This is a genomic window from Deinococcus wulumuqiensis R12 (assembly GCF_011067105.1).
Lineage (GTDB): Bacteria > Deinococcota > Deinococci > Deinococcales > Deinococcaceae > Deinococcus > Deinococcus wulumuqiensis.
The window spans coordinates 92,813-111,421 of the sequence record NZ_CP049357.1 but is presented as its reverse complement, the minus strand read 5'-3'; the positions used below and the strand labels follow the sequence as shown (position 1 = coordinate 111,421).

At 66.2% G+C, this 18,609-nt stretch carries 24 protein-coding genes and 1 pseudogene; 15 read left to right on the top strand and 10 right to left on the bottom strand.

Annotated elements, in window-relative coordinates; all coding sequences use genetic code 11:
• Positions 1-72: 72 nt before the first annotated feature.
• From G6R31_RS00585 to G6R31_RS00575, 3 genes are read right to left on the bottom strand one after another with little or no spacing between them, the layout of a single operon-like run.
• Positions 73-546, bottom strand: a complete 474-nt coding sequence (locus tag G6R31_RS00585) for an NfeD family protein (protein WP_017869831.1) — start codon at positions 544-546, stop codon at positions 73-75.
• Between the two features lie 3 nt (positions 547-549).
• Positions 550-1,584 (bottom strand): SPFH domain-containing protein, encoded by a 1,035-nt coding sequence (locus G6R31_RS00580; RefSeq protein ID WP_017869832.1) that lies wholly within the window; start codon positions 1,582-1,584, stop codon positions 550-552.
• 32 nt (positions 1,585-1,616) lie between these two features.
• On the bottom strand, positions 1,617-2,174 hold the full coding sequence (locus G6R31_RS00575) for a histidine phosphatase family protein (protein WP_017869833.1): 558 nt from the start codon (positions 2,172-2,174) through the stop codon (positions 1,617-1,619).
• A 291-nt stretch (positions 2,175-2,465) separates the two neighbouring features.
• On the opposite strand from G6R31_RS00575, the pseudogene G6R31_RS17115 reads away from it, so the two are divergent.
• The 3 genes and pseudogenes from G6R31_RS17115 to G6R31_RS00565 form a co-directional block, all read left to right on the top strand.
• A pseudogene (locus G6R31_RS17115) lies at positions 2,466-3,005 on the top strand (ATP-binding cassette domain-containing protein); the annotation flags it as partial.
• Positions 2,982-3,824: an ATP-binding cassette domain-containing protein gene (locus G6R31_RS00570; RefSeq protein ID WP_479684297.1), complete on the top strand. Its 843-nt coding sequence runs from the start codon at positions 2,982-2,984 to the stop codon at positions 3,822-3,824. The pseudogene G6R31_RS17115 and the gene G6R31_RS00570, both read left to right, overlap by 24 nt.
• A gap of 41 nt (positions 3,825-3,865) precedes the next feature.
• Positions 3,866-4,429, top strand: a complete 564-nt coding sequence (locus G6R31_RS00565; protein ID WP_017869835.1) for a hypothetical protein — start codon at positions 3,866-3,868, stop codon at positions 4,427-4,429.
• A gap of 68 nt (positions 4,430-4,497) precedes the next feature.
• Here the strand turns inward: G6R31_RS00565 and G6R31_RS00560 are convergent, their stop codons facing one another.
• The gene (locus tag G6R31_RS00560; protein ID WP_017869836.1) at positions 4,498-5,307 is read right to left on the bottom strand and encodes an HAD-IIB family hydrolase; all 810 of its coding nucleotides are present in this window, start codon (positions 5,305-5,307) and stop codon (positions 4,498-4,500) included.
• Between the two features lie 91 nt (positions 5,308-5,398).
• Between G6R31_RS00560 and G6R31_RS00555 the strand changes: the two genes are divergently transcribed.
• Positions 5,399-6,010 carry a TetR/AcrR family transcriptional regulator gene (locus G6R31_RS00555; protein WP_017869837.1) on the top strand — a complete coding sequence of 204 codons (612 nt, stop codon included), beginning with the start codon at positions 5,399-5,401 and terminating at the stop codon, positions 6,008-6,010.
• Between the two features lie 219 nt (positions 6,011-6,229).
• On the opposite strand, the gene G6R31_RS00550 is transcribed toward G6R31_RS00555, so the two are convergent.
• From G6R31_RS00550 to rpmH, 4 genes are all read right to left on the bottom strand, one after another.
• Positions 6,230-7,837, bottom strand: coding sequence for a membrane protein insertase YidC (locus tag G6R31_RS00550; RefSeq protein WP_017869838.1), 1,608 nt, complete (start codon positions 7,835-7,837; stop codon positions 6,230-6,232).
• Complete coding sequence (yidD, locus tag G6R31_RS00545; RefSeq protein ID WP_081608218.1) at positions 7,834-8,112, bottom strand: membrane protein insertion efficiency factor YidD; 279 nt, start codon at positions 8,110-8,112, stop codon at positions 7,834-7,836. Before yidD ends, G6R31_RS00550 begins: the two co-directional genes overlap by 4 nt.
• On the bottom strand, positions 8,109-8,591 hold the full coding sequence (gene rnpA, locus G6R31_RS00540) for a ribonuclease P protein component (protein WP_017869839.1): 483 nt from the start codon (positions 8,589-8,591) through the stop codon (positions 8,109-8,111). The genes yidD and rnpA overlap by 4 nt, the downstream gene beginning before the upstream one ends.
• A gap of 94 nt (positions 8,592-8,685) precedes the next feature.
• On the bottom strand, positions 8,686-8,829 hold the full coding sequence (rpmH, locus tag G6R31_RS00535; RefSeq protein ID WP_010888783.1) for a 50S ribosomal protein L34: 144 nt from the start codon (positions 8,827-8,829) through the stop codon (positions 8,686-8,688).
• Positions 8,830-9,115: 286 nt separating this feature from the next.
• On the opposite strand from rpmH, the gene G6R31_RS00530 reads away from it, so the two are divergent.
• The 10 genes from G6R31_RS00530 to G6R31_RS00485 all read left to right on the top strand — a co-directional run bounded on the left by G6R31_RS00530 (position 9,116) and on the right by G6R31_RS00485 (position 16,573).
• Complete coding sequence (locus tag G6R31_RS00530; RefSeq protein ID WP_017869840.1) at positions 9,116-10,360, top strand: ABC transporter ATP-binding protein; 1,245 nt, start codon at positions 9,116-9,118, stop codon at positions 10,358-10,360.
• Between the two features lie 174 nt (positions 10,361-10,534).
• Positions 10,535-11,290 (top strand): ABC transporter substrate-binding protein, encoded by a 756-nt coding sequence (locus G6R31_RS00525; protein WP_017869841.1) that lies wholly within the window; start codon positions 10,535-10,537, stop codon positions 11,288-11,290.
• A 173-nt stretch (positions 11,291-11,463) separates the two neighbouring features.
• On the top strand, positions 11,464-12,258 hold the full coding sequence (locus G6R31_RS00520) for an amino acid ABC transporter permease (RefSeq protein WP_017869842.1): 795 nt from the start codon (positions 11,464-11,466) through the stop codon (positions 12,256-12,258).
• A gap of 63 nt (positions 12,259-12,321) precedes the next feature.
• Positions 12,322-12,720, top strand: a complete 399-nt coding sequence (locus G6R31_RS00515) for a DUF3208 domain-containing protein (RefSeq protein WP_017869843.1) — start codon at positions 12,322-12,324, stop codon at positions 12,718-12,720.
• Between the two features lie 16 nt (positions 12,721-12,736).
• Positions 12,737-12,952: a hypothetical protein gene (locus tag G6R31_RS00510; RefSeq protein WP_025567601.1), complete on the top strand. Its 216-nt coding sequence runs from the start codon at positions 12,737-12,739 to the stop codon at positions 12,950-12,952.
• A 52-nt stretch (positions 12,953-13,004) separates the two neighbouring features.
• Entirely contained in the window at positions 13,005-13,763 is a 759-nt protein-coding gene (locus G6R31_RS00505) for a peptidoglycan-binding domain-containing protein (RefSeq protein ID WP_017869845.1), read from the top strand.
• 48 nt (positions 13,764-13,811) lie between these two features.
• Positions 13,812-14,804, top strand: a complete 993-nt coding sequence (gene hemB, locus G6R31_RS00500; RefSeq protein WP_017869846.1) for a porphobilinogen synthase — start codon at positions 13,812-13,814, stop codon at positions 14,802-14,804.
• 97 nt (positions 14,805-14,901) lie between these two features.
• Positions 14,902-15,441, top strand: a complete 540-nt coding sequence (locus G6R31_RS00495) for a cyclin-dependent kinase inhibitor 3 family protein (RefSeq protein WP_025567597.1) — start codon at positions 14,902-14,904, stop codon at positions 15,439-15,441.
• A gap of 2 nt (positions 15,442-15,443) precedes the next feature.
• Positions 15,444-16,031, top strand: a complete 588-nt coding sequence (locus G6R31_RS00490; RefSeq protein ID WP_017869848.1) for a GNAT family N-acetyltransferase — start codon at positions 15,444-15,446, stop codon at positions 16,029-16,031.
• Between the two features lie 125 nt (positions 16,032-16,156).
• Complete coding sequence (locus tag G6R31_RS00485; RefSeq protein ID WP_017869849.1) at positions 16,157-16,573, top strand: hypothetical protein; 417 nt, start codon at positions 16,157-16,159, stop codon at positions 16,571-16,573.
• Here the strand turns inward: G6R31_RS00485 and G6R31_RS00480 are convergent.
• Positions 16,566-16,874 (bottom strand): CopG family antitoxin, encoded by a 309-nt coding sequence (locus tag G6R31_RS00480; RefSeq protein ID WP_017869850.1) that lies wholly within the window; start codon positions 16,872-16,874, stop codon positions 16,566-16,568. The two genes, G6R31_RS00485 and G6R31_RS00480, sit on opposite strands and share 8 nt — an antisense overlap.
• 182 nt (positions 16,875-17,056) lie before the next feature.
• On the opposite strand from G6R31_RS00480, the gene ispH reads away from it, so the two are divergent.
• Entirely contained in the window at positions 17,057-18,070 is a 1,014-nt protein-coding gene (gene ispH / locus G6R31_RS00475) for a 4-hydroxy-3-methylbut-2-enyl diphosphate reductase (RefSeq protein ID WP_025567593.1), read from the top strand.
• Positions 18,071-18,077: 7 nt separating this feature from the next.
• Here the strand turns inward: ispH and G6R31_RS00470 are convergent, their stop codons facing one another.
• On the bottom strand, positions 18,078-18,467 hold the full coding sequence (locus G6R31_RS00470; protein WP_225983275.1) for a zinc ribbon domain-containing protein: 390 nt from the start codon (positions 18,465-18,467) through the stop codon (positions 18,078-18,080).
• Positions 18,468-18,609: the final 142 nt, after the last annotated feature.

The window sequence follows — 18,609 nt, the reverse complement described above, 5'->3', positions numbered from 1 at the left end:
ATGCTCTAAGGGTCAAAAGGTCGAAGGGTCTAGGGTAAGGCGCATGCCTCCTTAGACCCTTCGACTCTTGGACTACGCCTTCAGCCGCTTTTCCTCCTGCACCACCAGCGTCGCGCCGTCCACGCCGACAATCCGCACGGGGGTTCCGGCGGGCAGTTCCGGTCCCCGCGCCCGCCAGTCGCTGTCGCCCACACGGACACGGCCCACGCCGTTTTCGATGGGGGTCACGACGGTCACGGTGCGCCCGACCAGCCGCTGAGCGCCCGTGTTGAGGGTGTCGCCTTCCGTCCCGCCGAGGGCGAGCCGCGCGACGTAGCGGCGGCCCAGCCACACGGCGGCCACGCTCAGCCCGGCGAAGAGAAGCAGTTGCCCCGTTACGTCGAGAAAAGGCAGCACGAAGGTCAGGAGGCCCACGCCGAAGGCCGAGAGCGCCAGCCACACGAAAAAGACGCCGGGCGCAGCCACTTCCAGCATCAGGAGGATGGCCCCCAGCACCCACCAGTGCCAGGGGTGGACCGAGTTCCAGGTGGGAAGCCAGTCGGGCACGGCTCAGCCCTGCCGCTTGGGGGGCACGGCACCGACCGGCACCGGCGAGGACACGGGAACGGGCTGCACCGGCTGCGGCTGGCGCGGCATCTGTGGCATGGGCGGCATCTGGGCGGGCTGGCTCTGGCCGGGGCCGAAGGCTTCTTTCGCCACTTCCGCGATGCCCTGCAAGCTGCCCAGGATGCTGGTGGCTTCGATAGGCAAAATCAGGGTCTTCTGGTTGGGGGCCGAGGCCACGTCGCGCAGGGCCTCGACGTACTGCTGGGCGATGAAGTAGTTCACGGCCTGCACGTTGCCCCCGGCAATCGCCTGACTGACCACGCGGGTCGCCTCGGCCTCGGCCTGGGCGCGGCGTTCGCGGGCTTCGGCCTCCATGAACGCGGCCTGTTTTTCACCCTCGGCCTTGAGGACAGCGGCCTGCTTCTCACCGTCGGCCTTCAGAATCGCGGCCTGCCGGAAGCCCTCGGCGTCGAGGATGTTGGCGCGCTTTTCGCGCTCGGCCTTCATCTGCCGGGCCATGCTCGCCACGAGGTCGGCGGGCGGCTTGATGTCCTTGACCTCGATGCGCGTGACCTTGACGCCCCACGGCTCCGTGGCCTCGTCCACCACGACGAGGAGTTTGGCATTGATGGTGTCGCGGTTGCTGAGCAGCTCGTCGAGGTCCATGCTGCCCGTCACCGTGCGGATGTTGGTCATGGTGAGGTTGAGCACCGCCTGTTCGAGGTTGCGGACCTCGTAGCTCGCCTTGGCCGCGTCGAGCACCTGATAGAACACCACCGCGTCCACCGTGACCAGCGCGTTGTCCTTGGTGATGATTTCCTGGCTGGGCACGTCGAAGACCTGCTCCATCATGTTGACCTTACGCCCGATCTGGTCGATGTACGGAATGATGAGGTTGAGCCCCGGCTTGAGGGTGCGCTGAAATTTGCCGAAGCGCTCCTGCGTCCACTCGTTGCCCTGCGGCACGCTCTTGATGCCCGCAAACAGCGTGATAATGACGAGCAGCAGCAGCACGACCACGAAGATGGTGAATCCCATAAGTTGCCTCCTTACTGCTGTCTACGCGGCGTTCATGGGGAAGGTTCCCTAAGCCGCAGCGTGTCGGCGTCCAGCGTCAGCACGTCCAGACACTTCAACCTGTCCCACAGCGCGAAGGCGTCCAGGCCGTTTGCCCGCGCCGCCAGCAGGCTGATGACGGTCCCGTGCGCGACGATGGCGACAGACGGCTGAGGGTTGACCTTCAGAACGGCGCCCACCGCGTTGGCAAAGCGGCGATGGGCGTCGTCGGCGCTTTCCTCGCCCACCACGACCTGCCCCGGCTCGGCGAAGAAACGGCGGAAACGGGCCTGAAACTCGTCTGGGGACGTGACCTCCTGGCCGTAGCGCAGATGCTCGTGCAGGCCCAGCATCGGGCGGCAGGGCACCCCCAGCGCGGCGGCGAGGGCCTGCGCGGTGGCCTTCGCCTTGGGTTCCTCGCTGCACACCACGAGGTCGGGGCGCGGGTTCAGGCGGGCGAGGAGGTCGGGCAGGCGGACCAGCGCGTCCGGCGCGAGGAACCACTCGTGGGCGGGCACACCGGGAACGAGGGTCGGCTGGCCGTGTTTGATGAGGTGCAGGGTGCGCGGCATAGGCTATGCAAGCACGGAAAAGGCCGCATGGCGCCCGCCAGATGGCGGATTATACGGATTCCGCTTAATTCCTGCACAGTCGGGAAAGCGCCGCCTGTGCATCCATATCGCAGAATCCGTATTTTTTCCTACTCGCATCCGCTCTGCTGCGCAGCTTTGCAAGTCGGATTGAATCTGAAACGACCAGATTCAATCGGAATCCGTATTACACTTCGCCCTATGGCCCTGCCCCTCGTTCAGCTCGAACACGTCAACGTCGTCGCCGGGGGCCAGACCCTGCTGCGGGGCGTCTCGCTGACGGTTCGGCCCGGCGAGGCGCTGCGGTTGACCGGGCCGAACGGCGGCGGCAAGACCACGCTGCTGCGGCTGCTGGCGGGTGAAGTCGCCCCGGTGGGCGGCACGCGGCGTTACGCGCTCGGCGGCGAGTGGCAGCCCTCGGCGGTGCAGGCGCGGCGCACCCTGAGCGTGGTGGGGCCGGACGCCGAAGCCTTCTACCTGACCCGCGACTGGGAAGTGGCGGTGCGCGACGTGCTGCTGGCGGGCGCGGAAGGCGAACACCTGCGGCTGTGGGAGGCGACCCGCGAGCAACTCGCCCGGCTGGAAGAAGTCGCCGCCCTGACCGGGCTGGAGCCGCTGCTGGAGCGCGACTTCCGCACCCTCTCGCACGGGCAGCGGCGCCGCGCCCTGCTCGCCCGCGCCCTGATGCCCCAGCCCGCGCTGCTGCTGCTCGACGAATTCACCGACGGCCTCAGCGAAGCCGCCCGCGCCGAACTGGGCGAGGTGCTGCGCGAGGTTCACGCCTCGGGCGTGGCGCTGGTGCTGGCGACCCACCGGCCCGAGGAGGTGCCGGAGGTGGGGTGGCGGACGGTGTGGGTGGAGGGGGGGGGAGTTGTAGAGGGGAGAGAGTGGAGAGAGGAGGGAAAAGAGCAGAAACCCTCCGCCCGCACTTTCTTTTCTCCCCTCCACCCTTCACCCTCTCCCCTCATCCAGCTTCATCACGCCCAAGTCTTCCGCAACGGCCACCGCGCCCTCGGCCCGCTGAACTGGACGTGGGAAACGGGGCAGCACTGGCTGGTCACGGGCGAGAATGGCAGCGGCAAAAGCACCCTGCTGCGCCTGATTGCCGGAGAGCTGCACCCGGCGCTGGGGGGCGAGGTCAGGCGTCCCTTCCTGACGCGCGACGTGCTGAGCGAGCGGCGCAGGCACATCGGGCTGGTGTCGGCGGAAGTGGGCATCCGGCAGCGCGTGAGTCTGTCGGGGCGCGAGTGGACGGGGCGTGACGTGCTGGCGAGTGCTTTCGCCGGAACGGAAGGCTTTGCCGAGGCCCCGACCCCCGAACAGGCGCGGGCGGTGGACATGCTGGCCGAGCGCCTCGACCTACAAGACCTGCTTCCCCGCCCCGCCGAAACGCTTTCGCAGGGGCAACTGCGCCGCCTGCTGCTCGCCCGCGCCGCACTGCCCCGCCCCCGGCTGCTGCTGCTCGACGAGGGCCTGGACTTCGTGGACGCCCGCAGCCGCGCCTTGTTTCTGAGCCTGCTGCCCGAACTGGTGGCAGGCGGCACACATTTGCTGGTCGTCGCGCACCGCGAAGCCGACGCGCTGCCGGGCCTGACCCATCATCTGCATCTGGACGGCGGGCGACGGGCGTGAGCGTCAGACTCGGCTCACTTTCAGGCCCTAGTCTGGCGGACATGAAGTTTGCTGCCCTTTTCTTCTCTCTGCTGCTGGCTGCCCCCCTCGCGGCGGCGCAGGCGGCGGCTCCCTCGGCGTCCGCGCCCACCGTCGCCAAGTCCAACCTCGTGACCCTGCCCGGCTACAGCCTGACGGCGGCGGGCGGCTGGATCATGCTCAAAAACACCTACCAGGGCGACCCCACGCTGGCGGGCGTGGCGCTGGCAGGCCCGGCGGTCAGCGGAAAACTCAACCCCAGCTTCATCGTGACCGTCACCGATGTCAGCAAGGTGCCCAAGGTCAACCGCACCCTGGGGGTCGCCCGGGACGTGCGGGCCGAAGAACTGCCCACCGTGGTCCAGGACTTCAAGTGGCTGGGCGAGCGCACCGTCAAGGTCGGCGGCACCCTGGGCGTGCTGTGGAGCTACAGCGGCAAGGAGCAGGGCGTGACCCACCGCTGGACCCAGCTCATGACCCTGAAGGCCGACCGGCTCTACACCGCCACCCTCGCCCTGCCCGAAGGCACCCGCACCGACGTGGCCGCCGCCGGGCGCGAGATGCTCGACTCGTTCAAGCTGCGCTGAACCCGGAAGACAAAGGGGCGCCTCAGCTTGTGCTGGTGCGCCTTTTTGCTGGCCCGCCACCGGGAATTCTACCGCCCTTCCAGTCCGTCCGCGATTCCGTCGAGGTAGGCCGCCAGCGCTTCGTGTCCCGGCAACTGCCAGTCGGCGTGGCGGGCCAGCAGCGGCAGGGTGCCCACCTGCACGGCGTATCCGGCGACTTCGAGCATCACCTCGTCGTTGTCGCTGTCCCCGAAGGCCACCGTGCGCTCCAGCGGCACCTCCAGCAGCTCGGCAATGCGGGCCAGCGCCGCCGCCTTGTGCGCCCCGGTGGGGGTCACGGTCAGGAAGTGCGGGTAGGGGTCCTGTGCGCCGGTCAGCACCAGATGGGGGTGAGACTCACGCAGCCGCCGCGCCAGGGTCACCACCTCGGGGTGGTAGAAGCCCGCCTTGACGATGCCGGTCTGCGGGGCCTCGCTCAGCGGGTGGTAGCCCCGCGCCAGCATCCAGGGTTCGGGGTCGCGGTCCGGCGGCAGGTCCACGTAAATCGCTTCCGGGGTAAACAGCACCAGCCGGACGCCCTGCAACTCGTGGGCGAGCACCGCCTGCAGGTCTTCGGGTGAGAACTCGGCCTGCGCGTGAAGCTGACCGCCCACCTCGATGCGCCCGCCGTTGTTGGTCGCGGTGGCGTCGGCCTGCACGCCCTCGCGCACGCTGCGCGGCGGAATGTCGCGCCCGGTCACGATCGCGAGCTTGACCCCCAGCGAGCGCAGCCGGGCCAGTGCCCGCGCCGTTTCGGGGGGCAGTTCGGTGCCGCCGTCCTGAATCAGGGTGCCGTCGAGGTCGAAGGCGAGCAGCAGCGGCAGGCCGGTGGGAAAGGGAAGGGAGGAGGAAGCCGTCATGCGGCTCAGGATACGGGCGCGCAGGGGGAGGCCGGGGAGGGGCGCGGCCCTCCGGGGCAGGGGCCGTCGCTTATGGGGGCCGTCGCTTATCATGGTCGCTGTGAGTTTTCCTCCGCCCAGCCCCCGCGCTTCTTTTTCCTCGCCCGAAACCACCCGCGAACGCATCCAGACCGAGGCGGCGCGGCTGTTTGTCGCCAGCGGCTACCACGGCGTGAGCATGCGCGAGGTGGCCGAGGCGGTCGGCGTGACCAAACCGGCGCTCTACCACCACTACGCCGACAAGGAAGCCCTGTTTCTGGCGATGCTCGACGGCGCCCTGGCGACCCTGGGGCGGCTGGTGGAGCACGCCGGGCAGGAACAGGGCATCCGGGCGCAGCTCGACACCCTGATTCGTGACCTGCTCGACACCGCCCCCGAGCAGCGGGTGGGCCTGCAACTCGCCTCCGAACTGCGCCACGTCTCCCCCGAGCGCCGCGCCGCCTTCGAGGGCGAGTACCGCCGCGTGTGGATGGGCGGCCTGACCACCCTGATCGAGGAAGCGGCGGAACGCGGCGAACTGCGCACCGACCTGCCCCCCAGCGTGCTGACCCGCGCCCTGCTCGCCCTGACCTATCCCCTGGTGAGCGGTCCCCCCATGCGCGAACCCCATCAGGCGGCCCAGGCCCTGCTCAGCGTGTACCTCGACGGCGCCGCGCCGCGCTGAGCCACACACGCCGCGCTGAGCCAAGACAGGAAAGCCGCCCCACTCACGGCGAGTCGGGGCGGCTTTCGTGACGCTTTGACTTCTTTATACGGATTCCGATTGAATCTGGTAGTTTCAGATTCAATCCGAGCGGATGCGAGTAGGAAAAAATACGGGTTACGCGATATGGATGCACAGGCGGCGCTTTCCCGACTGTGCAGGAATTAAGCGGAATCCGTATTACTTCTTGGGCGCGTCGATGGTCTTGGTCACGGTGGTCTTGGTTGCCGGGCGGGTGCCGGGGGCCACCTTCTGCACGGTCTGGCCCAGGCTGGCGGTTTCCTTTTCGACCTGCTTGTTGATGATGACCTGCTGCACGATCCCGATGATGGTCGAGAGGATGATGTACAGCGTCACGCCCGCCGGGAAGGTCAGCGCGAAGTACAGGAAGACGAGGTAGATGATGGCCTGCTGGCGGAACATCTCCGGGGTCTTGCGCGTCATCACGTACAGCTGCCCCAGGTTCACGATCAGGTACAGCACCGCCAGGATGTAGAAGGGGTCAGGGATGGCGAGGTCGGGCAGCCACAGGAAGCCGCTGTCGAACTCGAAGTTGCGGACGGTGGACCACAGCGCGATCAGGACCGGGAAGGGCAGCAGCGTGGAAAAGCAGCCCGCCGGGTTGACCTGGTAGTCGCGCATGAGTTGCGCCATTTCCATCTGCATGGCCCGCTGCGACTCGGGGTCGGTCTTGCCCTTGTACTTCTCCTGAATTTCCTTTTGCAGCGGCTGAATCATCTGCATCCGGGCGGTGGTGCGGCCCTGCGCCTGCATCAGCGGCCACATCACCAGCCGCAGCAGCACGGTCAGCGCCATGATGACCAGGCCCCAGTTGCCGATGACCTTGTACAGCGACTCCATCAGCTTGACGATGAGCAGGCTGATCTGCCCGAAGAAGTTGGGCTTGAACAGCCCCGGCATCTCGGTGTAGCCGCTCTGGTACAGGTGAATGAGTTCGTTCTTGCCGCCGTACACCTCAATGTTGCTGGTGGCAGGCAGCACGGCGGTCACGAGGCCCTGTGGCCCGCCGGTCAGTTGCACGTCTACCCGCGTGCCCTGCTGAGGCCGCACGATCAGCGCGTGGGCAATCTGGCTGGGGTTTTCCTGAAGCGCGGCGTACTGGATGTTCTGAACGCTCAGGGTGCCGCTGCCCTGCACGCTGGCGGGCTGCCCACCGACCGGAACGGCCTGCACGCGGGGGTTGTCGGCCTTGCCCAGCCCCGGAAACAGCATGTTGACCTGTTCCGGCCCGTTCTTTACCTCGGTCCTGACATCCACCTTGAAGTTGCGCGGGTGCAGCGTGACCGTCTTGGTGACCTGCACGCCGTTCTGGGTGTACCGGAACACCGCGTCCTGACGGTTGGCGGCGAGGTCGGTCTTCACCTGGGCGGGCTGCGTCTGGGCAGGCCCCGCCGGGTCGAGCACGTCGGCGGCCTGCACCGCGAACGCCTTGCGCCCGGCCACCATGTTGACGATGCCGCCCTTCTGGTTTTGCAGGGCGCCGAAATCGTAGGTGCCGTCGGCCTTTTTCTTGATGTACGGCGTACCGGCGTAGCTCTTGACGTACCAGCCGATGACCTCGCCCCGGGCGTTGAACACCACGTCCTGAAGGTTGCTGGTCGCGATGTACTCGTCACCGGGCTGAGCGTCGAAGTCGGCGACGATCCACTCGGGGGTGATCGCCTTGCCGAAGGTGGGCAGCGGGCCGGTCTGGGCACAGCCGCTGAGCAGCGCCGCGCCGAGAACGGCAGACAGGGGAAGCAGAAGTTTTTGTGTGGAATTGGTCATGAAGGTTGGTCCGTTGGGGGATGGTCGTGGGGACGCGGGCGGCGGGCGGGAAAACGGGCAGGCACCGGGTCATGCCCCCCCGGCACCAGGGGATTACAGCGCAGGACGCGCCACAGGGCGAGCCAGCCGCCCCGCAGGGTTCCGTGCCTTTCCAGCGCCTGTGCAGCGTACTCCGAACAGGTCGGGCTAAAGCGGCAGGTCGGCGCAGGCTTGCGCGGCGAGAGCGCACGCTGATACCAGCGCACCGCCCGCACCAGCACCCGAGCGGCACTCATGACTTTTCCACCGGGCTGCCCGGAGAAGCGGAAGTCGGATTCACCTCAGCGGATACGCGCCCGCCAGCAGAACGGTTCCCGTCGCCCGGGCGACCCGGTTTGCCTCCCCTGCTCTTGCTGCCTTTTTTCAGGCCCGCTGCGCCCCGGTCCAGCGCCCGGGCGAGGGCGGCCTGCAACTCGGCAAACGGCGCGGTCAGCACCCCGGGATTGAGCATCAGGATGGCGCGGCAGGCGGGCAGCCCCCCCGGCAGCAGTTCGGGCGGCATGGTCCGCAGCGCTTCACGCACCCGGCGGCGGGCACGGTTGCGTTTGACGGCGTGTTTGAGGGTCTTTTTGGACACCACCAGTCCCACGATGGCGCGGGGCCGCCAGCGTTCGCCGTGGCGGGGGCGGTAGTCGGTCAGGCGCAGGGTGAACAGCGGGTCACGCACCGCCGCGCCGTGCGCCCGGACCTTGCGAAACTCGCGCTCGCCCCGCAATGAGGCCAGCGCCAGCGGGCGGCGAGGTGAAACCTCGGTGCCCGTGGCGCTGGTGGTGGAACGCTGAGAAATAAGTGGCTCCCGAGCCCGGGACTTACTCGTCGCTGACGGTGAGCTGGTGACGGCCCTTGGCGCGGCGACGGGCCAGGATGTTACGGCCGGACTTGGTCTTCATGCGGGCGCGGAAACCGTGGGTCTTGGCCCGCTTGCGGTTGTTGGGCTGGTAGGTACGCTTCATTGCTACTCACTCCTTGGGGGGGTCTGTTCGTCTGCTTCCGGCGCGGCGCACCCGACAGAGTGCGGAACCGGCGAAACGATACGCCCCGAATTCGGGGCAAACTCGACCAGTGTATCACGGCGCGGCCCGGGGCGGTACATCCCCGCCGGGCGCACGCGGGCAGGCGCTATGCTGCCTGCTGTCCGTACAGCACCAGCGTAAACAACAGGTTTTCTCACTCATGTTCCCCGGTTTCCCGAGCCAATCATTCACGGGAAAGAGCAGGGGCATCCAAGGAGTAGGCGACATGGCCGAAGTGATTCTCGAACACGTCAACAAGCATTACGGCACCAAGCACCACGCGGTCAAAGACTTCAACCTGCACATCGCCGACCGCGAATTCATGGTGTTCGTCGGGCCGTCGGGCTGCGGCAAGTCCACCACCCTGCGCATGATCGCGGGCCTGGAAGACATCAGCGACGGCGTGCTGCGCATCGGTGACCGCATCGTCAACGACGTGCCGCCCAAGGACCGCGACATTGCGATGGTGTTTCAGAACTACGCGCTCTACCCGCATATGAACGTCTACGAGAACATGGCGTTCGGCCTCAAACTGCGCAAGACGCCCAAGGAAGAAATCGACAGGCGCGTGCGCGACGCCGCCCGGATTCTGCAAATCGAGCACCTGCTCGGGCGCAAGCCCAAGGAACTTTCGGGCGGGCAGCGTCAGCGCGTGGCGATGGGCCGCGCCATCGTGCGCGAGCCTTCGGTGTTCCTGATGGACGAGCCGCTGTCCAACCTCGACGCCAAGCTGCGCGTGGAGATGCGCTCGCAGATTTCGCAGCTGCACCGCCGCCTGGGGGCCACCATCATCTACGTGACCCACGACCAGGTCGAGGCGATGACCCTGGGCAACCGCATCGTGGTGATGCGCGACGGCGTGATCATGCAGGTCGACACCCCCATGAACCTCTACGACTTCCCGCAGAACAGGTTCGTGGCGGGCTTTATCGGCAGCCCCTCCATGAACTTCCTGACCGCCCGCGTGCAGAACGGGCAGTTCGTGGTCGGCCAGAGCGGTCAAGGACAGCAAGGACAGGTCGCGCCGCTGGGCCGCCTCGCCGAGAGCCTCAAGGCGTATGAAGGCCGCGAGGTGTCGCTGGGCATTCGCCCCGAGCATGTGGGGCTGGTGGGCCACAGCGACCTGCCGCAGGGCAACAACGTGCTGCGCGGCGAAGTGGTGGTCGTGGAGTCGCTGGGCGCCCAGACCGACCTGATTGTGGACGTGGCGGGGCAGCATCTCACCGCCAAGGTCGAGGGCATGGCCCCGGTGCAGCCCGGCGACAGCGTGGACCTGCTCATTGACCAGACCCGCCTGCACGCCTTCGACAACGAAACCGAACTGGCGATTGACCGGGGCACCCCCACCGGCACGCGCGGCCAGATGGACACCGGGGGCCTGGGCTACGAATACCCCGGGCAGGCGGCGACCACGGCGGGCCAGAGCGTGCCCGGCAGCGTCACGGTCATCCAGACCGACGCCCCCCGTTGAGGCGCTGAAGTCATGAACTGCCGGGAGGTCTCCAACAGGGGGCCTCCCGCTGCCTTTGGCGGGCGGGCCGTAGCCAGCCCAGGCACCCGTATAACTTGACAGACGGAAGGCCGTTTCCCAGTTTATTTGACGATTGGCAACTTCTCATCTTCTCTTGGTTTACAAAGGAGCGCTATGAAGAAGGTTCTGCTTGCCCTGACTGCCCTCACCCTGCTCGCCACCGGCGCCGAAGCCCGCACCTGGGCCGAAATCAAGAAATCCGGGACCGTCAAGGTCGCCACCGAGGGCGCCTTTCCGCCCTTTAACCTGATGAAGGGCAAGACCCCCACCGGCTTCGAGGTCGAACTGGCCGAAGCCCTCGGCAAGCAACTGGGCCTGAAGGTGCAGTGGACCGTGCTGCCCTTCGACAGCCTGCTCATCGGGCTGAATCAGGACCGCTACGATTTCGTGATCGCCTCGCACGGCATCACCCCCGAGCGGCAAAAGGCGGTGGACTTTTCCAGTCCCCACTACTGCACCGGCGGCGCCATCGTGACCCGGCCCGGTGGCCCCCTGACCGCCAAAGCTCTGGCAGGCAAGTCGGTCGCGGTGCAGGTCGGCACCACCTACCTGGAAAATGTCCGCAAGGTGCCGGGCGTGCGTGACGTCAAGACCTTTCCGAAAGACACCGACGCCCAGGCCGCGCTGATGGCGGGCCGGGTGGACGCCTGGGTGGGCGACAAATTCACGGGCCTGGACCTCGTCAAGGCGCAGAAAGGCAAGGTCGTGCAGGGTGAGCTGCTGTTCCGGGAAAAAATCGGCATGGCGGTCAAGAAGGGCAATGCGACGCTGCTTGGGGAACTCAACGCCGCGCTGTCGAAGGCGCAGGCCAACGGCACCTACGCCAAGCTGAGCAAGCAGTACTTCGGTCAGGACGTGCGCTGCCGCTGAACTGGCGAATGTAAGCCCGTTTTCCCGCGAAGCTGGCACCTGCAAAGTCAACAACGGTCGCCAGGAGGACGGGCAGCGCCTGACCGTCAGGAAGCGCAGATATAGTAGTTCCCGATGCCGAAGATTTCTTTCCTGCTGTGGACCGCTCAAGGTCGCCCCTGGAGGCGGCACCGATGACTTCTTCCGCTCCGACGCCCGGCAAGACGCCGCAGGGGGCCGGCACCCTCGCGCTCTGGATTCTGGGCGCCGCCGCCGCCTTCGCCGCACTGTTTTTCCTGATTACCCTGGTGCTGCGCCAGATGCCCGAGCCGGTGGGCCAGTACGCCGACCTGTTCGTGGAAGGGGCGCAGATGACCCTCAAGCTCACGCTGGTCAGCGGACTTATCGGCCTGCTGGTGGGCATGCTGGCGGGCATCATGAAGACCAGCCCGAGTGCGCTGCTGCGGGTGCCCGCGAGCTTTTTCATCTGGCTGATTCGCGGCACGCCGCTGCTGGTGCAGATTCTGTTCGTGTACAACGCGCTGCCGCCGCTGCTGGCCGCTATCGGCATCAAGCTCGAACTCAACGAGTTCTGGTCGGCGGTGATTGCGCTGGCGCTCAACGTGGGCGCCTACAACGCCGAAGTGATTCGCGCCGGGATTCTGGCGGTGCCCAGGGGCCAGACTGAGGCCGCCCGCAGCCTGGGCCTGAGCGCCGGGCAGACCATGAACACGGTGATTTTGCCGCAGGCGCTGCGCATCGTGGTGCCGCCGCTGGTCAACAACCTCGTGGCGCTGCTCAAGGATTCCTCGCTGGCGTCCACCATCGCCCTGCTCGAACTCACCCTGTCGGGCCAGCGCGTGAGCAGCGAGAGCTTCCAGCCTATTCCGGTGCTGACCACTGTGGCCGCCGTGTATCTGGCGCTGACCACCGTGCTGACCCTGTTTACCGACCAGCTGGAAAAGCGGGTGAAAATCGCCAGCCGCTGACCCGGAATCAGGCGAGCGGAGGAAAGAGAGACGGGCTGCTCTCTGCCCTCCGCTCTCTGCTCTATGCTGTGGGGCGTGAGTGCTGCTGAACCGCCTGCCGGGGGACGCGCCGCCATCCGGCTGCTGCAAGGCTACCTCTGGCACCCCGAGGGAGCCGACGTGGACCTGGAATCGTTCCTGCCACGTGAGCTTGACCTGTCGAATACGCCCGGCCTGTCGGAAGACGACGCCCATGTGCTGTGGGACCAGGTGCAGCCGCCCTTTGCCTTTTTCGAGAACGGCGAACCGACCGCCAGCCAGACCTTCTACCAGTTCACGGTGCTGCGCGTGTACGACGAGCGCCCCAGCAACGAGGACCTGCACGACGACGCCACGGTGGCGAGTCAGGCCCTGAACCCGCTGCTGGAAGGCACGCCTGAGGGTGTGGGCTGGCAGATCTGGGAAGACCTGCGCGACCTGTGAGCGCCTGGAGGCTGTGGTGATCGCCTGGGTGGACCTGCTGATCGAGGGGGACTCGCACCCCCGCCGCTTCGATTCGTATGCCACGCTGCGGGCCTACGTGCTCAAGCTCGAGCGCCTGAGCGAAGACGCCGCCGACGAACTGATGGTCGCGGGCGTGGTGCGCCCTCCCCTCGCCCGGCGCGAGTACCGCATTCAGCGCCTGCCGCTGCCGGACGCGAACGGGGCGGACTGAGCCGAGACTGGCCGGGACGAGTTCTAGACTGCTCACGCTCTAGACTGCTGCCATGTCCGCTCTTTCCCGTTTCGCCGTGCTCGGCGTCCTGCTGCTGACCCCGGCCCTCGCTGCCGTGACTCCACAGGAGGTCGAGCGGACTGCCGATACTGCCGCCCTCGCCGTGGACGGCCTCATCGCTCCCTGCCCGGCCAGCGTGCGGCAGGCGTCGGCGTCGGCCCGCTGCGTGACGTCCGACCTGAACCTGGCCGCGACCCGCAAGGCCCTCTCGGCAGCGAGCAAGCTGAGTCTCTACGGGGCGTGGCGCACCGACGGGCAGGGGCGGGTCTACAACTGGGTCACGCTGCCGAGCGGCTACGTCAACATCGGCATCGTGCCCGGCAGTGACGGGGCCGGGACATCCCTGATTCTGCTGACGCCCTCGGCGCAAAAGCCTGCGCCCCAGCCAGCGGCGACTCAGCCAGCGGCACAGCCGCCGACCACCCAGCCCACTGCCGCAGCCAAAGCCCAGGCTCCGGCGCCCGTTCCTGCTTTCAAACGTGCCCTGCGCCTGACCCACCCCCGCATGAACGGCGCGGACGTGCGGCAGCTTCAACTGCGCCTGATGGTCGTCTCGAAGGTGGACCCCGGCCAGGGCGGCGACGGCTGGTTCGGGCCGGTGACCGAAGCCCACGTCATCGTCTTTCAGATTGCCAACGGCCTGAAACCGACCGGCGTGGTGGACCTGACGACGTGGAACGCGCTGTTCTCGGCGAACGCCAGATACTTCGACGCACAGGCCGCGCAGGAACTGGCGAAACGGCGGCGCTGAGGGGCGTCCGTCACAGCCTGCCATGTCCGGGCGACCTATCCTCTTTTCATGACCTCTGTGCCCACCGCTCGCCCCCGCCGCCTGCGCCTGACCCCCGGCCTGCGCGCGCTCTCGCGTGAAACCCGCCTCAGCCCCGAGCAGTTCATCTTCCCGATGTTCGTGCATGAGGGCGAGAGCGACACCGAGATTTCCACCATGCCCGGCGTGCTGCGTCACTCGATTCCCAGCGCGGTGGACAAGGCGCGGGAAGCGCAGAGCCTCGGCATCCGTGCGGTGATTCTGTTCGGGATTCCCGATGAGAAAGACGAGGTGGGCACGCAGGCCTACGCCGAGGAAGGCGTGGTGCAGCGGGCGACCCGCGCGATTAAGGCCGCGCTGCCCGAGATGGTCGTGATTGCCGACACCTGCCTGTGCGAGTACACCTCGCACGGCCACTGCGGGCACCTGCACGAGGTCAGCGGCCACTGGACGGTGGACAACGACCCGACCCTCGACCTGCTCGCCCAGACCGCCGTGTCGCAGGCCCGCGCCGGGGCCGACATCATCGCGCCGAGTGCCATGATGGACGGTCAGGTGGCGGCGATTCGGGCCGCTCTGGACGCGGCGGGCTTCGCGCACATTCCGGTCATGAGCTACGCGGTCAAGTACGCCAGCGCCTACTACGGCCCCTTTCGTGAGGCGGCGGGCAGTGCGCCCAGCAAGGGAGACCGCGCCAGCTACCAGATGGACCCCACCGGCGGCTACCGCGAAGCCCTGCGCGAAGCCCGCCTGGACGCAGAGCAGGGAGCCGACTACCTGATGGTCAAGCCCGCACTGGCCTACCTGGACGTGATGCGAACGGTGCGTGACGCCTTCGACCTGCCGATGGTCGCCTACAACGTCAGCGGCGAATACTCGCTGGTCAAGGCCGCCGCAAAGTTGGGCTACATGGACGAACGCCGCACGGTCCTCGAAACCCTGACCGGCATGGTGCGGGCGGGGGCCGATGCGATTATCACTTATCACGCTCTGGACGCGGCGCGGTGGTTGAAGGAGGCGTAAACGCGTATAAGGGTCTAAAGGTCGAAGGGTCTAAGGAAGCCGGAGCCGAAGCTCTAGCCCTTAGACCCTTCGACTCTTCGACCCTTAGACTTTCCCCATGACCTCCTCCCCCATCCGCGTGGACTGGATTCCCACGGCCCTGTGGCCGGGGCAACTTGGCCTGACCTTCGCCCCCGGCAAGAAGGGCGAGAGTCTGCTGCAACCCGGCGTGGTGCACCGGCGCAGCGTGGAAGGCGACATGCAGGAACTCGCGCGGCAGGGCACGAACGTCATCGCGCCCTTGATTGAGGAGTTCGAATTCGAGATGCTGGGCATGGACGGCTACCACGAAAAAGCCGAGGCCCACGGCCTGAGCATCAGCGCCTGCCCCATCGTGGACGGCGACGTGCCGAGCGACCCGCAGCGCTTCGGGGAATTTCTGGACGAACTGATGGAGGGGCTGCTCGACGGCAAAAACGTGGTCGTCCACTGCCGGGGCGGGCTGGGACGGGCGGGGCTGACGGCGGCGTGCCTGCTGGTGCAAGCCGGAATGGAGCCGGGAGAGGCGATGGCCCTGGTCAGAAAAACCCGCCCCGGCGCGATTGAAAACAGCCGTCAGGAGAAGTTCGTGCGCGAGTTCGGCGGGCTGGGGGCCTGAGCGTGGCCGACATCCACCCCGTCCTGACCGGAGAAAAAGTCATCCTCGCCCGCGTGCGCCCGGAGGACGTGCCGGTGATGGCGCGGCACTTCGCCAACCTCGAACTCACGGCGTATCTGGGGGCCATCGGCGGCGCGTTCAGCCTGGAAGACGAGCAGGCGTATTTCGAGAGCATCAGCAAGAGCAAGCCCGACGGGGTGACCTTCGGCATCTACACGCGGGAGGGGCAGACGTACATCGGCGGCGTTGACCTACGCACCATCAACCACCGGCACGGCACCGCCGAACTGGGCGTCAGCATCCACGACCCCGAATACTGGGGCGGCGGCTACGGTTCGGAAGCGGTGCGGCTGATGGTCGAGTACGGCATGTACTTTCTGGGGCTGCACAATATTCAACTGAACGTGTTTTCGTACAACACGCGGGGCATCGCGGCTTACAAGAAAGTGGGTTTCCGCGAAATCGGGCGGCGGCGCGGGGCGATTCGGCTGGGCGGGGAACGCTTCGACGCGGTGCTGATGGACATCACGGCGGACGAGGTGGACATGTCGCGGATGCGCGGGCTGGTGCGGCTTTTGGATGATAGATGATGGGTTCGCTGTCTTGGGCAGAACGGCACCTGTATAGGGCCTGCCCGCTGCGCTGATGGATGATGGAGGGGAAAGTCAGCCCTTTGAAGGACGACAGCGGAAAAGATGTGGGATAAGGTCAACTCGTGCAAAAGCTTCGGCCTGCCCTAAAATTCGCGTTCTGGACGTACTTTTGGACGCTGGTTTTCTTCTCAGTGTTCATTCTGTTGGCTAGGAAGATGGATAATTTTCGGCGGGCCGAATTGGGCGATACCTCCCCTTGGTGGAGTCCCGTAGGCCTCTGGGATGACCTCCAAATCTCCTGGTTTCTCCCACTGCCCATTTTTGCCGCTGCGCTGCTGGCGTTTTGGCTCGCGCCGCGCTGGGGCAAAGGGCTGATGCTGTTGCTGACGCCGCTGCTTCTGACGGTCTGGGTCTGGTCGCCTTACGGGATGGACGCAGAAGGAATCGTTTCGCTGATGCTGCTGATTCTTCCCGCTGCCCTGCTCGCCTCCGTCCCCGAAACACTGCGCTCGCGCCGGGGCCGCCCACAGCTCAAATAATCTTCAACCGCTTTTCTTCCTCGTAGACCCGCTCCAGCACAAATTCTTTGAGCAAGGTTTGATAGGTCGTGTTTTTCCGCTCGGCCAGCACGCGCAGGCGCTGCTCAAGGTCGGTGCCGAGGCGAATGCTGGTCGGTGTGGATTTGCGTGGGCGTGGAGGCGGCAGGAAGTCGGCCTCCTTATGCTCCGGCTGCAGCAGATGCTCAGCCAGGGCGTGGGTGTTCCAGAAAGCGACTTCCTCAGCCTCGCTCTCGAAGGCGGGAATCTGGCTCATGTCGGTGATGATGGTCAGGTCAGTCATTTGGCATTCCTCCGGTAAGCAGGCGCAGGCACCCTCTGGGCATCAGTCGCCGCTTCCTCGGCTTCCTCTGACTCGATATTGTGCCGGGATATTGACATCGTCCCACACAAAACCCATGAGCATGTTGTAGCGCATCTGTGACTACACAGATACTTTACACCGCAGCCGCGTAGCATAGCCCCATGACTGTTGAACGCATCCATCTCGCCAAACCACGCGGCTTTTGCGCGGGCGTGGTCATGGCGATTCAGGCGGTAGAAAAAGCCGCCCTCCGCGAAGAAAAACCCGTCACCGTCTATCACTCTATCGTGCATAACCACACGGTGGTCGAGCGGCTCTCCGAAGGCGGGCGGGTGCATTTCGTGGAAGATTTGGACACGATTGAAGCCCTGCCGGACAGCGGCGACACCGTGATTTTCAGCGCCCACGGCATCAGCCCGGCGGTACGCGAACGGGCGCGGGCGCTGGGCCTGAGCACGATTGACGCGACCTGCCCGCTGGTCACCAAAGTCCACACCGAGGCCAAAAAATATGCGCGGGAAGGCTACACCATCCTGCTGATTGGCGACAGTGCCAAGCATCAGGAGGTCATCGGCACGCGGGGAGAAGCGCCCGAGAACACCATTCTGGTCGGCGTGCTGGGCAAAACGGGCGCAGGGCTGCACGACCCGCACACGGTCGAGGTGCCCGACCCCGAGCGGCTGGTGGTGCTGACCCAGACGACCCTCAGCGTGGACGACACCCGCAAGACCATCGAGATTCTGAAGGGGCGTTTTCCCGCGCTGGTGGTGCCGCCGAGCGAAGACCTCTGCTACGCGACCAAAAACCGCCAGGACGCCGTGAAGAACATCGCCCCGCAGGTGGACGCCTTTCTGGTGCTGACCTCCACCCACAGCAGCAACGGGATGAGGTTGCTCGAACTGGCCGAGGCCGAAGCGGGGCGCGCCTACCGCCTGGAAACCGCCGCCGATTTGCAGGCCCTTGAGCAAAATGGTGACCTGGACGGCGTGCGGAGCCTGGGCATCACCTCGGCGGCCAGCACCCCCGACGACCTCGTGCAGGACGTGGTGGCACACTTCCGCCGCCTCAATCCCGAGTTGCAGGTCATCGAGGAAGGCGAATGGGAAAACATCGAATTCCGCGAGCCGAAGAAGATTTTGCCGACGCAGGCGCTGCCGCGCACGATGCAGTCATGACCCCGGACTAAAGTCCGAGGCTTGTGTCTGGACTCCACCGCAACTCCGAGTACCTTTTCAGGCGTTCAGCTTTGGTTTCAGTGTCCGACACATCTCGCCCAGCAGACCCAGCTTGCGGGTCTGCGCTTTGAGGGCGACCAGGGGTGCATGACAAACACCCCGTGCTTGCCCAGTCCTGCCGGACAAGCAATGCCCTGAGTCCTACGTTCCTTGCCCCTACGAGGTCGCTATGAAGCTGATACCCACAGCTTTCACAGACAAACATCAGTCCCTTGTGCGGCCTGTTCTCTTTTGAGCAGTGTCCACACTTGGGGCAGGTTTGGCTGGTGTAGTGGGCATCCACTTTGATCACCATAGAACCGCGCAGAGGCGCTTTGTAAGCCAGGAAGCCCAGCAATTCGGCGTAACTCCACCTTGCACGTCTACGGTTTGCCTTCCGGGTTTTCTCGGAACTGTTCTTCCGGCTGCGCCGTTTGGTGCGGTCACGGACTCCAGTGAAGAGGCGAGGGGAAAGGGAGGAGGGCAGAACGCCCCCAAAC

Coding starts and splice junctions, on each gene's coding strand:
- G6R31_RS00580 (WP_017869832.1), bottom strand. CDS start 1,584: ATGGGATTCACCATCTTCGTGGTCGTGCTGCTGCTGCTCGTCATTATC.
- G6R31_RS00575 (WP_017869833.1), bottom strand. CDS start 2,174: ATGCCGCGCACCCTGCACCTCATCAAACACGGCCAGCCGACCCTCGTT.
- G6R31_RS00565 (WP_017869835.1), top strand. CDS start 3,866: ATGAAGTTTGCTGCCCTTTTCTTCTCTCTGCTGCTGGCTGCCCCCCTC.
- G6R31_RS00560 (WP_017869836.1), bottom strand. CDS start 5,307: ATGACGGCTTCCTCCTCCCTTCCCTTTCCCACCGGCCTGCCGCTGCTG.
- G6R31_RS00555 (WP_017869837.1), top strand. CDS start 5,399: ATGGTCGCTGTGAGTTTTCCTCCGCCCAGCCCCCGCGCTTCTTTTTCC.
- G6R31_RS00550 (WP_017869838.1), bottom strand. CDS start 7,837: ATGACCAATTCCACACAAAAACTTCTGCTTCCCCTGTCTGCCGTTCTC.
- yidD (WP_081608218.1), bottom strand. CDS start 8,112: ATGAGTGCCGCTCGGGTGCTGGTGCGGGCGGTGCGCTGGTATCAGCGT.
- rpmH (WP_010888783.1), bottom strand. CDS start 8,829: ATGAAGCGTACCTACCAGCCCAACAACCGCAAGCGGGCCAAGACCCAC.
- G6R31_RS00530 (WP_017869840.1), top strand. CDS start 9,116: ATGGCCGAAGTGATTCTCGAACACGTCAACAAGCATTACGGCACCAAG.
- G6R31_RS00525 (WP_017869841.1), top strand. CDS start 10,535: ATGAAGAAGGTTCTGCTTGCCCTGACTGCCCTCACCCTGCTCGCCACC.
- G6R31_RS00520 (WP_017869842.1), top strand. CDS start 11,464: ATGACTTCTTCCGCTCCGACGCCCGGCAAGACGCCGCAGGGGGCCGGC.
- G6R31_RS00515 (WP_017869843.1), top strand. CDS start 12,322: ATGCTGTGGGGCGTGAGTGCTGCTGAACCGCCTGCCGGGGGACGCGCC.
- G6R31_RS00505 (WP_017869845.1), top strand. CDS start 13,005: ATGTCCGCTCTTTCCCGTTTCGCCGTGCTCGGCGTCCTGCTGCTGACC.
- hemB (WP_017869846.1), top strand. CDS start 13,812: ATGACCTCTGTGCCCACCGCTCGCCCCCGCCGCCTGCGCCTGACCCCC.
- G6R31_RS00495 (WP_025567597.1), top strand. CDS start 14,902: ATGACCTCCTCCCCCATCCGCGTGGACTGGATTCCCACGGCCCTGTGG.
- G6R31_RS00480 (WP_017869850.1), bottom strand. CDS start 16,874: ATGACTGACCTGACCATCATCACCGACATGAGCCAGATTCCCGCCTTC.
- ispH (WP_025567593.1), top strand. CDS start 17,057: ATGACTGTTGAACGCATCCATCTCGCCAAACCACGCGGCTTTTGCGCG.